Genomic DNA, 14,975 nt, shown 5'->3' with positions numbered 1-14,975 from the left:
ATTTTTCGACGGAACGACAGGCACATGAAACCGAAAATCTTCATCGACGGCGAACACGGCACGACAGGTCTTCAGATCAGGGCGCTGCTTGCCGGACGAAACGACCTCGAAGTGATTTCGGTGCCTGTCGAGCGCCGCAAGGACCTGGCCGCGCGCAAGGAATTCCTCAACGCCGCCGACGTCGCGATCCTGTGCCTGCCTGACGATGCGGCCAAGGAGAGCGTGGCCTTGATCGAAAACGACACCACGCGCGTGATCGACGCATCCACGGCCCATCGCGTCGCCGAAGGCTGGACCTACGGCTTCCCCGAGATGGACGCTGCGCAGATGAAGGCGATCGCCGTCTCCAAGCGTGTCGCCAATCCCGGCTGCTGGCCACAGGGCCCGATCGCCGGCCTGCGCCCGCTGATTTCGGCCGGCCTGCTGCCGGCCGACTTGCCCGTCAGCGTCAGCGGCATTTCGGGCTATTCCGGCGGTGGCCGGCAGATGATCGAGGATTACGAAGCGCAGGGCGAGGAGTCGCCCGAGTTCCTGCCCTATGGGCTGATGCTCAAGCACAAGCACGTGCCGGAGCTGCGCGCCTACGCCAAGCTGGCGCATGACCCGATCATGCAGCCGGCCGTCGGCAACTTCGCCCAGGGCATGATCACCGTGGTGCCGCTGCAGCTCGGCCGCCTCGCCAAGGTGCCGACAGGTGCACAGATGCACGCAGCGCTGGCCGATCACTATGCCGGCCTGAAGGGCGGTGTGGTCGAGGTCGCGCCGCTGGTCGATTTCGAGCGCAGCGGCGACATCCAGCCCGAGATCTACAACGGCACCAACAAGATGAAGCTCTATGTCAGTGCCAATGACAGCCGCGCTCAGGCCTTGCTGATCGCCGTCTACGACAATCTCGGCAAAGGTGCCTCAGGGGCTGCGGTGCAGAACCTCGACCTGATGCTCGGCCTGCATCACTGAATGGATCAGGCGGTCTTTCCTGCTCACTGGGACGTCAGCGACCCGGAACTGATCGCCGAAACGTTCTCCAGCCGCATCTGGAAGGTGCTGACGGCCAATGGCGAGCCGGTGATCGTCAAGGCGCTGAAGCCGTTCGACGATGTCGGCGACGAACTGCGCGGCGCGCATTATCTCGACTGGCGCGACGGCATCGGCGCGGTCCGGCTGCTCGGTTTCGAGGGGCAGGACATGCTGCTCGAATATGCCGGCGACCGGTTGCTGGCAGACGAATTGAACGAGCACGGCGACCGCCACGCTACGGACATTGCCAACGAGGTGATGGTGCGGCTGTTCTCGCCGTCCGATACCCCGCCGCCCGCCGACCTGCAGCCGCTGAGGGAGCGCTACGCCAGCCTGTTCGGCAAGGCCAATGCCGATCGCAATGCCGGGGCAAAAGGCCTCTATGTCGAGGCCGCAACGATTGCCGAGCGCCTGCTTTCAGATCCGCACGACGTGCGTGTTCTGCACGGCGACCTGCATCATGACAACATCCTGCTCGGCGCACGCGGCTGGCTTGCGATCGACCCCAAGGGCCTGCTCGGCGATCCCGCTTTCGACGCTGCGAACCTGTTTTACAATCCGCTTGACCGCCACGACCTCAGCCTCGATCCCGAGCGCATCGCCTACATGGCTGAGACATTCGCAAAAACGCTGGGCCAGCGCCCCGACGCCATTCTCGACCACGCAATTGCCTGGGGCTGCCTGTCGTCGTCCTGGCATGCCGAGGACAACAACGACAAGGACGAGCAGAGCGAACTCGCTGTCGTGGCGGCGATCCGTTCGGTGCGGTCTAGGTTCTGAACTCGACTTCGTTTTCGAGAGGATAGGCGCCCTTGGTGGCGCGCCAGTGCGCCGTCGCGAAGATCAGCACCAAAAGCGCAAAACCCTGATGCAACAGCGCCCAGTGCATGTGCGCCTGCATCAGCAAGGTGCCGACGCCGATGGCCGCCTGCCCCACCACCAGCAGCGCCAGCACCCAGGCACGGCGGGCATGGGTTGTCTGCGGCGCGATGCGCATGGTGGCAAACGTATGCCAGAAGGCAGCAACCAGCAGCGTGTAGGCGAACATGCGATGCACGAACTGGACCGTTTTGGGGCTTTCGAAGAAATTGCGCCACATCGGTTCTATGACGAGCAGGTCGCCAGGGACAATGGCGCCGTCCATAAGCGGCCACGTGTTGTAGCTGAGGCCTGCATGCAGGCCGGCGACCAGCGCGCCGAGATAGATCTGGAACAGCACCAGCAGCACCATGATGCCTGCGAAGCGTTGGACGCGCCTGTCTGCCGGCTTGGCCGAATAGACCGCCAGCCCGCGCGCTATGTAGGCGACGGCAATGACGATGATGCAAGCGAAGGTCAGGTGGATCGCCAGACGATACTGGCTGACAGATACGCGCTCCGAAAGGCCGGACGCCACCATCCACCAGCCGATCGCGCCCTGCAGGCCGCCCAATGCGAGCAGCCCAACGAGCTTGGGCTTGAGACGGCTTTCAAGCCGGCCCGACAGCCAGAAGAAAACAAGCGGAATGGCGACGAGGAAGCCCACACCGCGGGCCAGCAGGCGGTGAGCCCATTCCCACCAGAAGATGCCCTTGAACTCGTCGACGGTCATGCCCTTGTTGACCTGCTCGTATTGCGGGATCTGCTGGTACTTCTCGAACTCTTCCTGCCATTCGGCCTGGTTGAGCGGCGGGATAACGCCGTGGATGGGCTTCCACTCGGTGATCGACAGGCCTGAACCAGTCATGCGCGTGGCGCCACCGACCATGACGAGCGCGAAGAGCACCAGGAGCACTATGTAGAGCCAGCCGCGCACCAGCGTGCGGTTGCGCAGGTCCCTGCTACGAGCGGCAAGCGGTGCGGCAGTGTTTGTCATGGCGGTCATGGCGATCGTTCCCGGCACTTCTGAACCGCGGACTGGTGGACCATAGCGGCCCGGCTGGCAAGTTCGGGCCACGCGACACGCGGTCGCGCCGCCGGCCCGCCAGCCCTCCCCGGTTGCGCAGGCAACCAGGAGAGACTATGCCCTTCGCCGACAGAGGATGAACAAATGCCCGTGCGCGTCAAGAAGCTGATCGGAACCGTGCTGCTGGTGCTGCTGGTGACCGTCTACGCACTCGTTGCGACTATGGTGGCCGTAGCGCAGTTGGCCGAATCCAGCGCGGTCGTCCACCTGATCTATTTCATCCTGACCGGCCTGCTGTGGATCCTTCCGGCGATGTGGATCATCAAGTGGATGGTCACGCCGCCAAAGAATGCCGGCCGCTGACCTCCCCGCGCATTTCCGAACGGAAATGCCTCTTCCTGGATTGCCCTAGATCGTCACCAGTCGCTTGCCACGATTGGCCATCAGCGTCGTCGCTCCCGTCAGCATGGCACGCATCGCGGCCATATCCTGGTGGCGGCCATTGACCGAAAGGCGCGGCAGCGCATGCAGATGTCCGGCATGGGCAGGTACCAACACGCCGTGCCGGGTGGTCACTGCCGAGAGATAACCTGCCTCACGCGCAAGATGGGTTTCCCGCATGCCGGCGGCAGCGGCATAACCATAGGGATAGGCGAAATGGTGCGGCGCCTCGCCCAACTCGGCCTCGATCAGGCTGCGGGAGCGGTGCATTTCACGCAGCGCCTTGTCGGCGTCGAGCCGCTTCAGGTTGTAGTGGTGCACGGTATGTGCGCCGATGGTGACGAGCGGGTGGCTTGCCGCTTGCCTGATTTCGGCCCAGTCCATCAAGAGTTCGCGGTTCGGGGCGGAGGCATCGACGCCGACCTGTTCGGCCAGACCTCTCAGGATCTGCCGCTGCTTTTCCTCCTGAACGTCGCAAGTGAGAAAGGCCGACAGCTCCGCGAATGCCGCCCTGCGCTCCTGCGCGGTGGCGCAGCCGAATGTACGCTCCTCTCCTGAAATCGTAGCCATCAGCGGCTTGCCCGCCTCGACGACCTCGTCGAGCACCTCCCACCACAAATCGGCATCGCCCGACGTGAGACCCGGCGCGACATAGACGGTGATGGGCGCGCCGTGGCTTTCGAGAACGGGCAAGGCTTCGGTGAGATTGTCACGGTAGGCGTCGTCGGCGGTGAGGACTGCGAACGGCCCTTCCCTGCGACCGGAGCGCAGGCGAGCCACGGCTTCATCCATGGACACGAAGGCATAGCCGAGACGCTTCATCTCGCCGACAAGCAGGTCGAGGAACTCGGGCGTTATCGCCAGATGACGGTTGGGGCTGTCGGGACGCTTCAGCAAGGTGGTCACCCTGTGCAACATCAGAATGACGCCGACGCTGCCGACCAGCGGCCTGGCGAGCGCGCCCAATCCACCATAGCCGATCAGCAGGAAAGCAAGCTTCCGGGCTGTGTCGATCATTCCTTCACCTTTGGTGGTTAGGCTTGGCCGCATCACGCCGAGGCAATGCACATTCACCAAATGCATAGACGGCAAGGATTGAAGTATGGTTGACGCCACCCTTTCGCGCGAAAGCAACACCGTGTTGCATCCGACGGCAGCCGCCGCGGAGACGACGACTGTTGCGGTTGCCCCGGTCTCGCTGGAGGTGTTTGCCACTTACGCGAACTTCGCCCGGAAGTCCGTCTTTGCACCGGCGCAGAGCCCGGAATGGGTTACCGGTTGGGCCGAAGCCGCCAAGGCCGACATGGTTGTCGCCACCATGCGGTCGCGGGATCGGCCTGTGATGTCGTTGGCCCTCGAAATCTGCAGGCAGGGACCTTTCCGCGTTGCCCGCTTTGCCGGCGGCAAGCATGCCAACGGTAATTTTCCCGCTGCCGACGTGCAATGGCTGGCGCAGGCAAACCTGGCCGATCTGCAGAAGATCGTCGCAGCCATCAAGGCGGCGCGATCGGACATCGACATTCTGACGCTCGAACGCCTGGCCACCGACTTCGACGGCCTGCCCAATCCACTGCTCAAGCTGCCATCGTCGCAAAGCCCCAACGTGGCTCTGGCGGTCGATCTCGACGGCGGTTTCGAGGCAGTGCTTGGCCGCACCAGCGGTAAGCGCAAACGCAAGCGCCATCGCAGCCAGGCGCGCAAATACGAGGCGATCGGCGGGGCAAGACGCCTATTGGCCACGACCGAAGCCGAAGTGAACGCCATGCTCGATGCCTTCTTCGCCATGAAGGAACAGCGCTTCGGCGCGATGGGCATCACCGACGTTTTCGGCCCAGCCGAGGTCCGCAGCTTTTTCCGCCGTCTGTTTGCGGATGCGCTTGGCCAGGACAAGCCGGCCTTCGTGCTGCACGGGCTGGAGGTTGCCGGCAAATACCGCGCCGTCACCGGCTCAAGCCGTGCCGGCAGCCGGCTGGTCTGCGAGTTTGGGGCGATCGCCGACGACGAAATCGCCTATGCCAGTCCCGGCGAATATCTGTTTTTCGACAACATCGAGGAAGCCTGCGAACAAGGTTTCGGCATCTACGATTTCAGCGTCGGCGACGAGCCCTACAAGCGCCAGTGGTGCGATCTCGAAATACGCCAGGCAGATGTTTTCGTGCCACTTACGGCCAAGGGCCACATCTATGCCGCCGGCCTCAAGGCAAGCTCGCGCGTCAAGGCGGCGATCAAGAGCAATGCCGCGGCATGGGCCTTCATCAAGCGCCTGCGCACCGGAGCGCGCGGCAAAGCCGCAGCACCGGCCGAAGACGATTGAGCCTAAAACGTTTCCGCTTTTCTTCGAAACGCGGAAACCCTTTATCTCTTTGTTTTGCGCAATTCCGGGCGGAAAACCGCTGCGCACTTTTCCTGAAATTGTTCTAGGCCGCCGAGCGGGTTGGTTGCGGCGTGGTCGGCAGGTCGTGGCCGATAGGCGTGACCAGGATGACATCCTCATAACCACCGGCGCGAAGGCCTGCCGCAGCATCGGCAACCTGCTCGTCATGTTCGAGGAAACTGACCAGCACCTCGGTGCCGTCGCCGACCAGGCGATGAATTTCATCGGCATCGGCCGGCCCGCACTCGACCACCACGAGGTCATAGGCCGTCGTCAGCGACTGCATGATGATCGGCAGGCGGTCGGCCGCGCGCATGGCGCGTGCCGGATCGGCGGTGCCGATCGGCATGACATCGCAGTCCGAATAATGGTCGGCGCGGATGACATCGGTGAACTGCGCCTCTGCGGCGAGCAGATTGGTGATGCCAGGATAACGGCCGCCGTCGAGCATGGGCCGCGAGGCAGCGCCTGAGGCGGTCAGGTCGAGCAGCAGCACCCTAAGGCCGACATCCGCCACCTCGCGCGCCACCAGTACCGCCGTGGCTGCAGCCTCGTCGCCTTCGGGTGAAACGAAGATGGCACGGGCGGCACCGCTGGTGATCAACTTTTCTGCAGCGGATTCGATACCTATGCCGACATGGCCTGCAGTCGCGGCAACGGGCTCAGCCTGGTCGTTGGCATAGGCAGGCACCTCCCCGAGATCGTGGTGAGCCAGGGCCTCGACAGGCTCTTCCTCAGAATGCCATGCCTGCGGCAGCGCTTCGTCGGGAAGGCTGGCAGCGCGCCGCGCCGGCATCGCCACCTGGGCAACCGGGACGACGCGCGAGCCGGCAGCCGGACGCATGGCGCGGCCGGAGAACAACTCCTGCAGAAGCGTGACGATGGCCATGAGCAGCAAGGAACCGACGAAGGCAGCACCCACGATCGGCACGACCTTGGGGAAATATGGCTCCGATGGCACGTTGGCGCGCGAGAAGACACGGGCGTCGACCGGCAGGTAGTTGCGGTCCTGACGCGAGGTCGCCTCGCGGTAGCGGGTGAGATAGGATTCAAGCAGTGCGCGCTGGGCCGCGGCCTCGCGTTCCAAAGCCCGAAGCTCGACCTCCTGCTCGGAAGCGCGGGCTGATTCGACTTTCAGCGTGTTCAGGTCGGCGACGAGCTGCTGTTCGCGCAAGGAGGCGGTGCTCGCCTCGTTGACCAGACCGGTCAAGACCTTCTCGGCCTGCGACCTGATCTGAGCATTGAGATCGGCAAGTTGCGAGTTCAGCGCCTTGATGCGCGGGTGATTGGGCAGGAGGGTCGTCGACAGTTCGGCAATATCGTTGCGCAGTTGAACCTGCCGTTCGCGCAGCCGCTGGATCAGACCCGACGACAGCACCTCAGGCATCGCATCGATCGAGCCGCCCTGCTTCAGCGCCTGGCGCACGCCCTGGGCATTGGCTTCGGCCGCCGAACGGTTGGCGCGAACGCGCGACAACTCGCTCGACAGCTCGGAAAGCTGCTGGGTGGACAGGACCGAATTGTTCTGGCCGACCAGCAGGTCCGACTCGGCGCGGAAGGCGGCAACCTTGCTCTCTGCGTCCTTCACTCGCTTGGTGAGGTCGGCGATCTCAGGCTTCAGCCAATCCGTCGCCTCGGTGTTCGACTCGAGCTTGGCGCCGCGCTGAAACTCCATATAAACGTCGGCGATGGCGTTGGGCACATCGGCGGCGAGCTTGGGGTCCTGGGACGAGAACTGGATGACGATGACGCGCGACTTCTCGACACGATAGACATTCAGGTTTTCGCGAAACGCCTTGAGGACACGCTCCTCAGGCGGCAATTCATTTGGATCGCTCTTCAGGCCGACGAGCACGAGCAGACGCGACAGCGTCGACATCTTGGCTGCCGGATCGAACTCAGGACGGCTGGCAAGATCGAGCTTCTTGGCGACCTGCTTGAGAATGTCTGTCGAGCCGACGAGTTCGACCTGGCTGGTCACCCCCTCCTCGTCCAGATTGGAGCGATCGGTTTCGGTGTTGCCGTCGGGCCGCGTAAACACCGACTCGCGCGTCTCGATCAGAAGCCGTGTCTCGGCCTTGTAATATCGCGTCGCCATCGAGGCGAAGACGAATGCAAGCGCCGTCACAACGACCGCAACGACAACCAGACGCACCCAGTTCCTGAGGAGACTGGCAAAGAGCTGGCCGAGATCGACATCGACATCACCGGTGGTGGACTGAACGCCTGACATGCATTCCTACTCCGAGGCTGAGCGGTTGCACGGTAAACAAACATGGTAACCCAGGCGTTAAGATTGCCGGGCAAGTTGCAGAGCCGAAGTTGAGTTGGGTGCGCAGCCTTTACCGGGCATTAACCCTAACAAGACGATAACTGAGGCGAACCAGTCGCCCGAAGCGGCGGCAAGCAGCCGAGACGCGTCGCCCGATATGAAAAGCTTCTCTCCAGTCCGTCATGCGCTCGTCGCCGTCATGCTCGTCGCAGCCGGCTGCTCGAGCTACAAGCCTGCTCCCGCCGCCTTCCACGAAGCGCTGGACCAGCCCTATCGTCTCGGCGCAGGCGACCGCATCCGTGTCACGGTGTTCGAGCAGGAAGGCCTGACCAACACCTACAGCGTCGACCAGTCCGGCTACATCTCAGTCCCGCTCGTCGGCGCCGTGCCGGCGCGTGGCCAGACGGCCCAGCAGGTCGAGGCAGCGCTGGCCGCAAAGCTGCGCCAGGGCTTCCTGCGTGATCCCGACGTGTCGGTCGAAGTCGACCGCTACCGCCCGATCTTCGTGATGGGCGAAGTCGGCGCCGCCGGGCAATATTCCTATGTGCCGGGCCTCACCGTGCAGAAGGCCATCGCGATGGCCGGCGGGTTCAGCGCCCGCGCCAACCAGGCCAATGTCGACATCACCCGCGACATCAACGGCAAGGTGATGACCGGCCGCGTGGTCACCAGCGACCCGCTGCTGCCCGGCGACACGATCTATATCCGCGAACGGCTGTTCTAAGACGCCGTGCTCCAGATCCCACCCCGCAAGCTCCGGATCGTTCACTGCTTCAGGTCGCCGGTCGGCGGCATCTTCAGGCATGTGCGCGACTTGACCGAGGCCCAGGTGGCCGCCGGCCATTCGGTCGGCCTCATCTGCGATTCAACCACCGGCGGCGAACACGAAGAGCGCCTGTTCGAGGCGATCCGCCCGATGCTGACACTCGGCATCCGGCGCACCTCCATGCAGCGCCATATCGGCCCCGGCGACATCGCCTCGGGTTGGCGCACCTACAGGATCATCAAGGAATTGCAGCCGGACGTGCTGCACGGGCACGGCGCCAAGGGTGGCGTCTATGCGCGTGCGTTCGGCTCACTGTTGCGGGTTTCAAGGTCTCGCGTGGCCCGCTTCTACTCGCCGCATGGCGGCAGTCTGCACTATGACGAGCGGACGTCGACCGGAAAACTGTTCTTTGGGCTGGAACGCCTGATGGAGCGGTTCACCGATCACCTGCTGTTCGTCTCCGATTACGAGCGGCGCACCTTCGTGCGCAAGGTGGGCGCTCCCCTGGTGCCCGACAGCCTGGTCTACAACGGGCTGCGCGACAGCGAGTTCGAGCCCGTTCCTGCAAATGAAAATGCCGCCGACTTTCTCTATATCGGCATGATGCGCGACCTGAAGGGGCCCGACCTCTTCATCGACGCGCTGGCTTCGATCCGCGACAAGGTTGCCGGAAACGTTTCCGCCGCCATGGTCGGCGCCGGAGACGACCTGCCCCGCTACCGCCAGCAGGTCGAACGGCTAGGACTTGCGGGTCAGGTCCGCTTTCACGATCCGATGCCGGCCCGCCAGGCCTTTGCCCTCGCCAGATGCGTGGTGGTACCGTCGCGCGCCGAGGCCATGCCTTACATCGTGCTGGAGGCGCTTGCCGCCGGCAAGCCGATGGTGGCGACGTCAGTGGGCGGCATCCCGGAGATCCTCGGCGACAAATCCCCCGCCCTGGTGATGCCCGACAGGGATCAGATCGCGGCCAAGATGACGGAAGTCCTGAGCGCACCGGCCGCCTATGCCGCAAAGCTCCCCGACACCGACGAGCTCAAATCCCGCTTCAGCGCGAGGGTCATGGCCGCCGATGTCGAAGGCGCTTATCTTTCCGTGCTCGCGCCGGTTGCGGCCTGATCCCGCTCAAGGGTTTCTTAGGCCATCTGTGTTAGGCCAGTCCTGCTAGACAGGGCTGCCTAACGGCAGATCGATGACGATGACCGAAAAAGATCCAGCGCATCGCTTCACCGCCGAAGCGGTCAAGGCCGCCAGCGACGACGGCAAGAAGGAAGGCGCGGCCTCGCTGAGCAAGGTCGCCCAGGAAGTGGCGGCGCAGTACCGGCGCGACACCATGTCCCCGGTCATGGTCAGCGGCGGGGTGCGGCTGATCGAATTCGGGCTGCTGCTCACGTCAGGCTTCCTCATCTACATCTATTATCTCGGCTTCCTCGGCCACCTCGGCTGGCAATACCCCGTCGTCATCCTGACCGCGTCCCTGGCAACGGTGATTTTCCTCGAAATCGCCGACTGCTATCAGTTGCAATCGCTGCTGAAGCCCGGCTCCGCCCTCGGACGGGCGCTGCTGTGCTGGGTTGGCACCTTCGCCATGATGGCCGTTGCCGCCTTCTTCATGAAAGTATCCGAGGACTTTTCGCGCCTGATCTTCGGCGCGTGGTTTGCCGCAGGTATCGTGCTTCTGGTGGGGCTTCGCCTCATTGTCGCGCGCGTCATCAGACGCTGGGCGCGCAACGGGCGTATGGAGCGCCGCGCCGTCATCGTCGGCGGCGGCCAGGCAGCCGAAGTGCTGATCCGCTCGATCGAGCAGCAGCCGTTCAACGACATCCGAATCTGCGGCATCTTCGACGACCGCGACAACCGCCGCTCACCGCCTATCGTCGCCGGCTATCCCAAGCTCGGCACGGTGTCGGAGCTGCTCGAGTTCGCCCGCATCGCCCGCATCGACATGCTGATCGTATCGCTGCCGCTGACGGCTGAGACCCGGGTGCTGCAGTTGCTGAAGAAACTCTGGGTGCTGCCTGTCGACATCCGGCTTTCAGCGCATTCCAACCAGCTGCAGTTCCGGCCGCGCTCATACTCCTTCATCGGCGCGGTGCCGATGCTCGACATCTTCGACAAACCGATCAACGACTGGGATTCGGTTGCCAAGCGCGCCTTCGACATCCTCTTCAGCCTGCTTGGCATCGTCGCCTTCTCGCCGGTCATGCTGGCGACCGCGATTGCCATCAAGCTCGACAGCAAGGGTCCGGTGCTGTTCAAGCAGAAGCGCCACGGCTTCAACAACGAGGTCATCGAGGTCTACAAGTTCCGCTCGATGTATGCGGACCAGTCCGATCCGACCGCCCGCAAGTCTGTGACCAAGAACGACCCGCGCGTCACCCGCGTCGGCCGCTTCATCCGCAAGACCTCGATCGACGAGCTGCCGCAGTTCTTCAATTCGCTGTTCGGCAGCCTGTCGCTGGTCGGGCCGCGTCCGCATGCGGTGGCGGCGCAGTCGCACAACCTGCTCTACAACGAGGTGGTCGACGGCTATTTCGCCCGCCACAAGGTCAAGCCAGGCGTCACCGGCTGGGCGCAGATCAATGGCTGGCGCGGCGAGATGGACACCGACGAGAAAATCCGTAAGCGCACCGAACTCGACCTCTATTACATCGAGAACTGGTCGCTCTGGTTCGACATCAAAATCCTGTTCCTGACGCCGATCCGGCTGCTCAACACGGAAAACGCCTATTGAGCGCGATCGCTTATGAGCTGCCGCGAGCGGCCGTCAACGCCAAGCTGATCAGCCTGATCTCGACGGGTGCGATTGCCCTTGGCGTGCTGCTGTCCGGCTTCGTCATCCGCGAGCCGGCGCCTTACGAAATCTACATGGCCGTCCTGATCGCCATCTGGGCGCTGTTTGGCCTGCGCATACCGGGCGCCATCGCGCCGCTGGTCGTTCTGCTCGTCACCTTCAATATCGGCGGCATGATTTCCATGACGCAGATGGAAAACCTGATGAGCACGCCGCTCTACCTGGCGGTGTCGCTGTTCCTCGCCTTCACGGCCATCTTCTTCGCCGCGGTCACCGCCGCCGACCCCAGGCTCTATCGCGTCATCTTCCTGTCGTGGATGACGGCGGCCGTAGTGACGTCGCTGCTCGGCATTCTCGGCTATTTCGGCGCGGTGCCGGGCGCGGACATGTTCACCAAGTTCGGGCGCGCCGCCGGCGCCTTCCAGGATCCGAACGTGTTCGGCCCCTATCTCACCTTGCCTGGTGTCTACCTGCTCTATCGCGTCCTGACCGGCAACCCGGCCAAGATGGCATTCTATGCAGTGCCGCTGCTGATCGTCACCGGCGGCATATTCCTGTCTTTCTCGCGCGGCGCATGGGGCCTGTTCGGCGCTTCGGCGATCCTGCTGACCGGCTTCCTCTTCCTGCAGAGCAACAGCGGCAGGTTCCGGCTGCGTGTGGTCATCATGAGCATCGCCGCAGTCGCATTGCTCGCAGTGGCACTGCTGATCGTCCTGCAGATCCCCAGCATCGGCGAGCTGTTCACGACGCGCGCCAAGCTGGTGCAGGACTATGACGGCGCACGCGTCGGCCGTTTTGCCCGCTATGGCATCGGTTTCATGCTCGCCACCGAAAATCCCTTCGGCATCGGCCCGCTCGTTTTCGGCCAGATCTATGGAGAGGACACCCACAACATCTGGCTCAAGGCCCTGATGGATTATGGCTGGCTGGGTTTCGCGTCGTGGCTGACCATGATCGTGTGGACTGTGGCGGCAGGCTTCCGCATCCTTTTGCGTGACCGGCCGTGGCAGCCCTACCTGCTCTCTGCCTATGTCGTCCTCATCGGCCATATCGCACTCGGCTCCGTGATCGACACGGACCACTGGCGCCATTTCTACCTGCTGCTCGGCCTGATCTGGGGCGCGATTGCGCTTGAGACCCGCCATCAGCACAGGCTCGCCCGGCAGGTTGCCTGAGTCTCCGTCGCGCGCGGCCATTGCTCACATCCCGTCCGTTTTGTGAACGGTCCGGCACCGATTTGCCGGCTCACATCGCCGTGACCGTTTTGTGAATCAGAGTGACTGTCCCACCCATGGTAATTCGAAAGATAGGCGCCTATCTAAAACCTGTAAGCGAACAGACGGAATAAAAATCCGGTCGCGCTAACGACCGATGAAAGGAATACGAACATGAAGAAGATCATCCTTGCCGCTGCAGCCATCACCATGATGTCAGGAGCCGCTTTTGCATCTTCTACTGACGGTGTTATTGACAAATTTAATGCCGACACCCGCGTCATTACTCTCGAAAACGGCAACAGCTACACCGTACCGCGTGACGTTGCTATGCCCTCGATCCGAACTGGCGAGAAGGTCTCGATCCAGCTCAACGGCGAAGGCGACCGCGTGACGGGCGTGCTGAAGTCGCTGTAACGGCTATCAAGCCTCTCTTTCCAGACAGTCTCCCTAACCTCCCAAGTCAAGGGGCCGCGGAACCTCCCACCCCCGGCTCCCAACTACCCGGCACGGATAGACAACTCGCCCCGCAAGGAGCGGGAAAAGTCGAACTCGTGCCGGCATCCCCCAAGAAAGGCGAACAGCAAGACGGCCCATGGCGCCAGGACCTGCCGCAAAGCGGAGGCGAAGCGACCAGACAAAAGACAGCCGCCGCTGTTCGAAAATGAAAGGTACTTTGACATGAAGAAGATCATCCTTGCTGCCACGGCCCTCGCTCTTATGTCGGGCGCCGCCCTGGCTTCGTCCGCCGACGGCATCGTCGCCAAATACAACAGCGATGTCCGCGTCATCACGCTCGAGAATGGCCAGAGCTACACCATCCCGCGCGACGTGGCCGTGCCGTCGATTTCGGCCGGCGAGAAGGTAACGATCCTGCTCAACGGCGAAGGCGACCGCGTCACCACCGTCCTGAAGTCGATGTAAGCCAACCATTTCTCCCCAACGGCAATCGCCCTCCCACGATTGCTGCCCCCCCAGAGCGCGTGACGCCTGAACAAGCGACGTCCGCGCTCGACCAAACGAAAGGAATACCAAAATGAAGAAGCTCATCCTCGCCGCTTCGGCCCTCGCCATGATGTCTGGTGCAGCGCTTGCCTCCAACGATGGCATCGTCGCCAAGTACAACAGCGAGGCCCGGGTCATCACCCTCGACGACGGCAAGAGCTACACGGTCCCGCGTGATGTTGCCGTGCCGTCGATCTCGACCGGCGAGAAGGTAACGATCCTGCTCAACGGCGAAGGCGACCGTGTCACCACCGTCCTGAAGTCGCTGTAAGCCATCCGTTTCTTCCCGACGACGATCGCCCTCCCACGATCGCCGCCCCCCAGAGCGCGTGACGCCTGAACAAGCGATGTCCGCGCTCCACCAAACAAAGGACTACCAAAATGAAGAAGCTCATCCTCGCTGCCTCAGCCCTCGCCCTGATGTCGGGCGCTGCCCTGGCGTCATCGACCGACGGCACCGTTGCCAAGTACAACAGCGACGTCCGCGTCATCACCCTCGACAACGGCCAGAGCTATACCATTCCGCGTGACGTGGCGGTGCCCTCGATCCAGAACGGCGAGAAGGTATCGATCCAGCTCAACAGCGACGGCGACCGTGTTACGGGCGTTTTGAAGTCGCTCTGATCAACGCCGACCGGCGCAACGCCGGTGACACCGACAAGAAACGCCACGGGGCCTCTCCGTGGCGTTTTTTTTAATTCATGCCCCACGGAACATCGCCCCGTTCCCCTCCGGATTCGCCTTTGCACTCCGGTTTGGTTGCATCGCAGCAATCACAATAAAGCGTGAATGAGTTGTGTATCGAGTTTACCGAACAGCATGTAACCATTCGCCCAGCCGCCCGTTTATTTATCGTCAAGCAATGGAAACAATGACCCAACGCTTCGAAGATAAGCAAACAGGAGAAGTACGATGAGAAAGTTTGTTCTTGCAGCCGCCGCTCTCGCCCTCATGTCGGGTGCAGCCATGGCCTCGGAAGTCGACGGTGTCGTCGCCAAGTTCAACCCGCATACCCGCGTCATCACGCTCAAGGACGGCGAAAGCTACACCATCCCGATGGACGTTGCGATCCCGACCAACATTGCCGCCGGCAAGAAGGTGGCGATCTCCGAGCACGATAATGGCGCCAAGATCGACTACGTTCTTGTAGGCCACGCAATGTGATGCCAGGCGACGCGCCGAAGGCGCGCCTTGCCACACCAACAACGCC

At 62.9% G+C, this 14,975-nt stretch carries 16 protein-coding genes; 13 read left to right on the top strand and 3 right to left on the bottom strand.

Translation table 11 applies throughout. The features are described from left to right. Nucleotides 1–24 precede the first annotated feature (24 nt). Nucleotides 25–957, top strand: a complete 933-nt coding sequence (gene argC / locus NDO48_RS02835; protein WP_018427391.1) for an N-acetyl-gamma-glutamyl-phosphate reductase — start codon at nt 25–27, stop codon at nt 955–957. After that, the gene (locus NDO48_RS02830; protein WP_018427390.1) at nt 958–1,797 is read left to right on the top strand and encodes an aminoglycoside phosphotransferase family protein; all 840 of its coding nucleotides are present in this window, start codon (nt 958–960) and stop codon (nt 1,795–1,797) included. Here NDO48_RS02830 and NDO48_RS02825 read toward each other — a convergent pair. Next, a complete protein-coding gene (locus NDO48_RS02825; RefSeq protein WP_018427389.1) occupies nt 1,787–2,881 on the bottom strand; it encodes a COX15/CtaA family protein in 1,095 nt (364 codons plus the stop codon). The two genes, NDO48_RS02830 and NDO48_RS02825, sit on opposite strands and share 11 nt — an antisense overlap. 165 nt (nt 2,882–3,046) lie before the next feature. On the opposite strand from NDO48_RS02825, the gene NDO48_RS02820 reads away from it, so the two are divergent. Further along, complete coding sequence (locus NDO48_RS02820) at nt 3,047–3,265, top strand: DUF2842 domain-containing protein (protein WP_018427388.1); 219 nt, start codon at nt 3,047–3,049, stop codon at nt 3,263–3,265. Between the two features lie 45 nt (nt 3,266–3,310). On the opposite strand, the gene NDO48_RS02815 is transcribed toward NDO48_RS02820, so the two are convergent. After that, entirely contained in the window at nt 3,311–4,360 is a 1,050-nt protein-coding gene (locus NDO48_RS02815; RefSeq protein ID WP_018427387.1) for a polysaccharide deacetylase family protein, read from the bottom strand. Between the two features lie 85 nt (nt 4,361–4,445). Here NDO48_RS02815 and NDO48_RS02810 point away from each other — a divergent pair, with 85 nt between their 5' ends. Then, a complete protein-coding gene (locus tag NDO48_RS02810; protein WP_018427386.1) occupies nt 4,446–5,657 on the top strand; it encodes a GNAT family N-acetyltransferase in 1,212 nt (403 codons plus the stop codon). 103 nt (nt 5,658–5,760) lie between these two features. On the opposite strand, the gene NDO48_RS02805 is transcribed toward NDO48_RS02810, so the two are convergent. Beyond that, a complete protein-coding gene (locus NDO48_RS02805; protein WP_267320829.1) occupies nt 5,761–7,950 on the bottom strand; it encodes a GumC family protein in 2,190 nt (729 codons plus the stop codon). A 196-nt stretch (nt 7,951–8,146) separates the two neighbouring features. Between NDO48_RS02805 and NDO48_RS02800 the strand changes: the two genes are divergently transcribed. The 9 genes from NDO48_RS02800 (at nt 8,147) to NDO48_RS02760 (ending at nt 14,929) form a co-directional block, all read left to right on the top strand. Beyond that, the gene (locus NDO48_RS02800; protein ID WP_018427384.1) at nt 8,147–8,713 is read left to right on the top strand and encodes a polysaccharide biosynthesis/export family protein; all 567 of its coding nucleotides are present in this window, start codon (nt 8,147–8,149) and stop codon (nt 8,711–8,713) included. Nucleotides 8,714–8,719: 6 nt separating this feature from the next. Then, a complete protein-coding gene (locus NDO48_RS02795) occupies nt 8,720–9,871 on the top strand; it encodes a glycosyltransferase family 4 protein (RefSeq protein WP_267320828.1) in 1,152 nt (383 codons plus the stop codon). Nucleotides 9,872–9,950: 79 nt separating this feature from the next. Further along, nucleotides 9,951–11,486 (top strand): undecaprenyl-phosphate glucose phosphotransferase, encoded by a 1,536-nt coding sequence (locus NDO48_RS02790; protein WP_267320827.1) that lies wholly within the window; start codon nt 9,951–9,953, stop codon nt 11,484–11,486. Then, nucleotides 11,483–12,721, top strand: a complete 1,239-nt coding sequence (locus NDO48_RS02785; protein WP_018427381.1) for an O-antigen ligase family protein — start codon at nt 11,483–11,485, stop codon at nt 12,719–12,721. Before NDO48_RS02790 ends, NDO48_RS02785 begins: the two co-directional genes overlap by 4 nt. 213 nt (nt 12,722–12,934) lie before the next feature. Then, on the top strand, nt 12,935–13,177 hold the full coding sequence (locus tag NDO48_RS02780; RefSeq protein ID WP_267320826.1) for a DUF1344 domain-containing protein: 243 nt from the start codon (nt 12,935–12,937) through the stop codon (nt 13,175–13,177). Between the two features lie 264 nt (nt 13,178–13,441). Continuing rightward, the gene (locus NDO48_RS02775; protein ID WP_018427379.1) at nt 13,442–13,684 is read left to right on the top strand and encodes a DUF1344 domain-containing protein; all 243 of its coding nucleotides are present in this window, start codon (nt 13,442–13,444) and stop codon (nt 13,682–13,684) included. Nucleotides 13,685–13,796: 112 nt separating this feature from the next. Further along, on the top strand, nt 13,797–14,036 hold the full coding sequence (locus NDO48_RS02770) for a DUF1344 domain-containing protein (RefSeq protein WP_267320825.1): 240 nt from the start codon (nt 13,797–13,799) through the stop codon (nt 14,034–14,036). Nucleotides 14,037–14,146: 110 nt separating this feature from the next. Continuing rightward, on the top strand, nt 14,147–14,389 hold the full coding sequence (locus NDO48_RS02765) for a DUF1344 domain-containing protein (RefSeq protein ID WP_018427377.1): 243 nt from the start codon (nt 14,147–14,149) through the stop codon (nt 14,387–14,389). 288 nt (nt 14,390–14,677) lie between these two features. Next, nucleotides 14,678–14,929, top strand: a complete 252-nt coding sequence (locus tag NDO48_RS02760; protein ID WP_157632703.1) for a DUF1344 domain-containing protein — start codon at nt 14,678–14,680, stop codon at nt 14,927–14,929. Nucleotides 14,930–14,975: the final 46 nt, after the last annotated feature.

Source organism: Aminobacter sp. MET-1 (assembly GCF_026521175.1).
Classification (GTDB): domain Bacteria; phylum Pseudomonadota; class Alphaproteobacteria; order Rhizobiales; family Rhizobiaceae; genus Aminobacter.
Note: the sequence above shows the minus strand (reverse complement) of the source record. Positions and strands in the feature narration are given on the sequence as shown.

Coding starts and splice junctions, on each gene's coding strand:
- NDO48_RS02805 (WP_267320829.1), bottom strand. CDS start 7,950: ATGTCAGGCGTTCAGTCCACCACCGGTGATGTCGATGTCGATCTCGGC.
- NDO48_RS02770 (WP_267320825.1), top strand. CDS start 13,797: ATGAAGAAGCTCATCCTCGCCGCTTCGGCCCTCGCCATGATGTCTGGT.
- NDO48_RS02765 (WP_018427377.1), top strand. CDS start 14,147: ATGAAGAAGCTCATCCTCGCTGCCTCAGCCCTCGCCCTGATGTCGGGC.
- NDO48_RS02810 (WP_018427386.1), top strand. CDS start 4,446: ATGGTTGACGCCACCCTTTCGCGCGAAAGCAACACCGTGTTGCATCCG.
- NDO48_RS02775 (WP_018427379.1), top strand. CDS start 13,442: ATGAAGAAGATCATCCTTGCTGCCACGGCCCTCGCTCTTATGTCGGGC.
- NDO48_RS02830 (WP_018427390.1), top strand. CDS start 958: ATGGATCAGGCGGTCTTTCCTGCTCACTGGGACGTCAGCGACCCGGAA.
- NDO48_RS02790 (WP_267320827.1), top strand. CDS start 9,951: ATGACCGAAAAAGATCCAGCGCATCGCTTCACCGCCGAAGCGGTCAAG.
- NDO48_RS02825 (WP_018427389.1), bottom strand. CDS start 2,881: ATGACCGCCATGACAAACACTGCCGCACCGCTTGCCGCTCGTAGCAGG.
- NDO48_RS02800 (WP_018427384.1), top strand. CDS start 8,147: ATGAAAAGCTTCTCTCCAGTCCGTCATGCGCTCGTCGCCGTCATGCTC.
- argC (WP_018427391.1), top strand. CDS start 25: ATGAAACCGAAAATCTTCATCGACGGCGAACACGGCACGACAGGTCTT.
- NDO48_RS02815 (WP_018427387.1), bottom strand. CDS start 4,360: ATGATCGACACAGCCCGGAAGCTTGCTTTCCTGCTGATCGGCTATGGT.
- NDO48_RS02820 (WP_018427388.1), top strand. CDS start 3,047: ATGCCCGTGCGCGTCAAGAAGCTGATCGGAACCGTGCTGCTGGTGCTG.
- NDO48_RS02780 (WP_267320826.1), top strand. CDS start 12,935: ATGAAGAAGATCATCCTTGCCGCTGCAGCCATCACCATGATGTCAGGA.
- NDO48_RS02760 (WP_157632703.1), top strand. CDS start 14,678: ATGAGAAAGTTTGTTCTTGCAGCCGCCGCTCTCGCCCTCATGTCGGGT.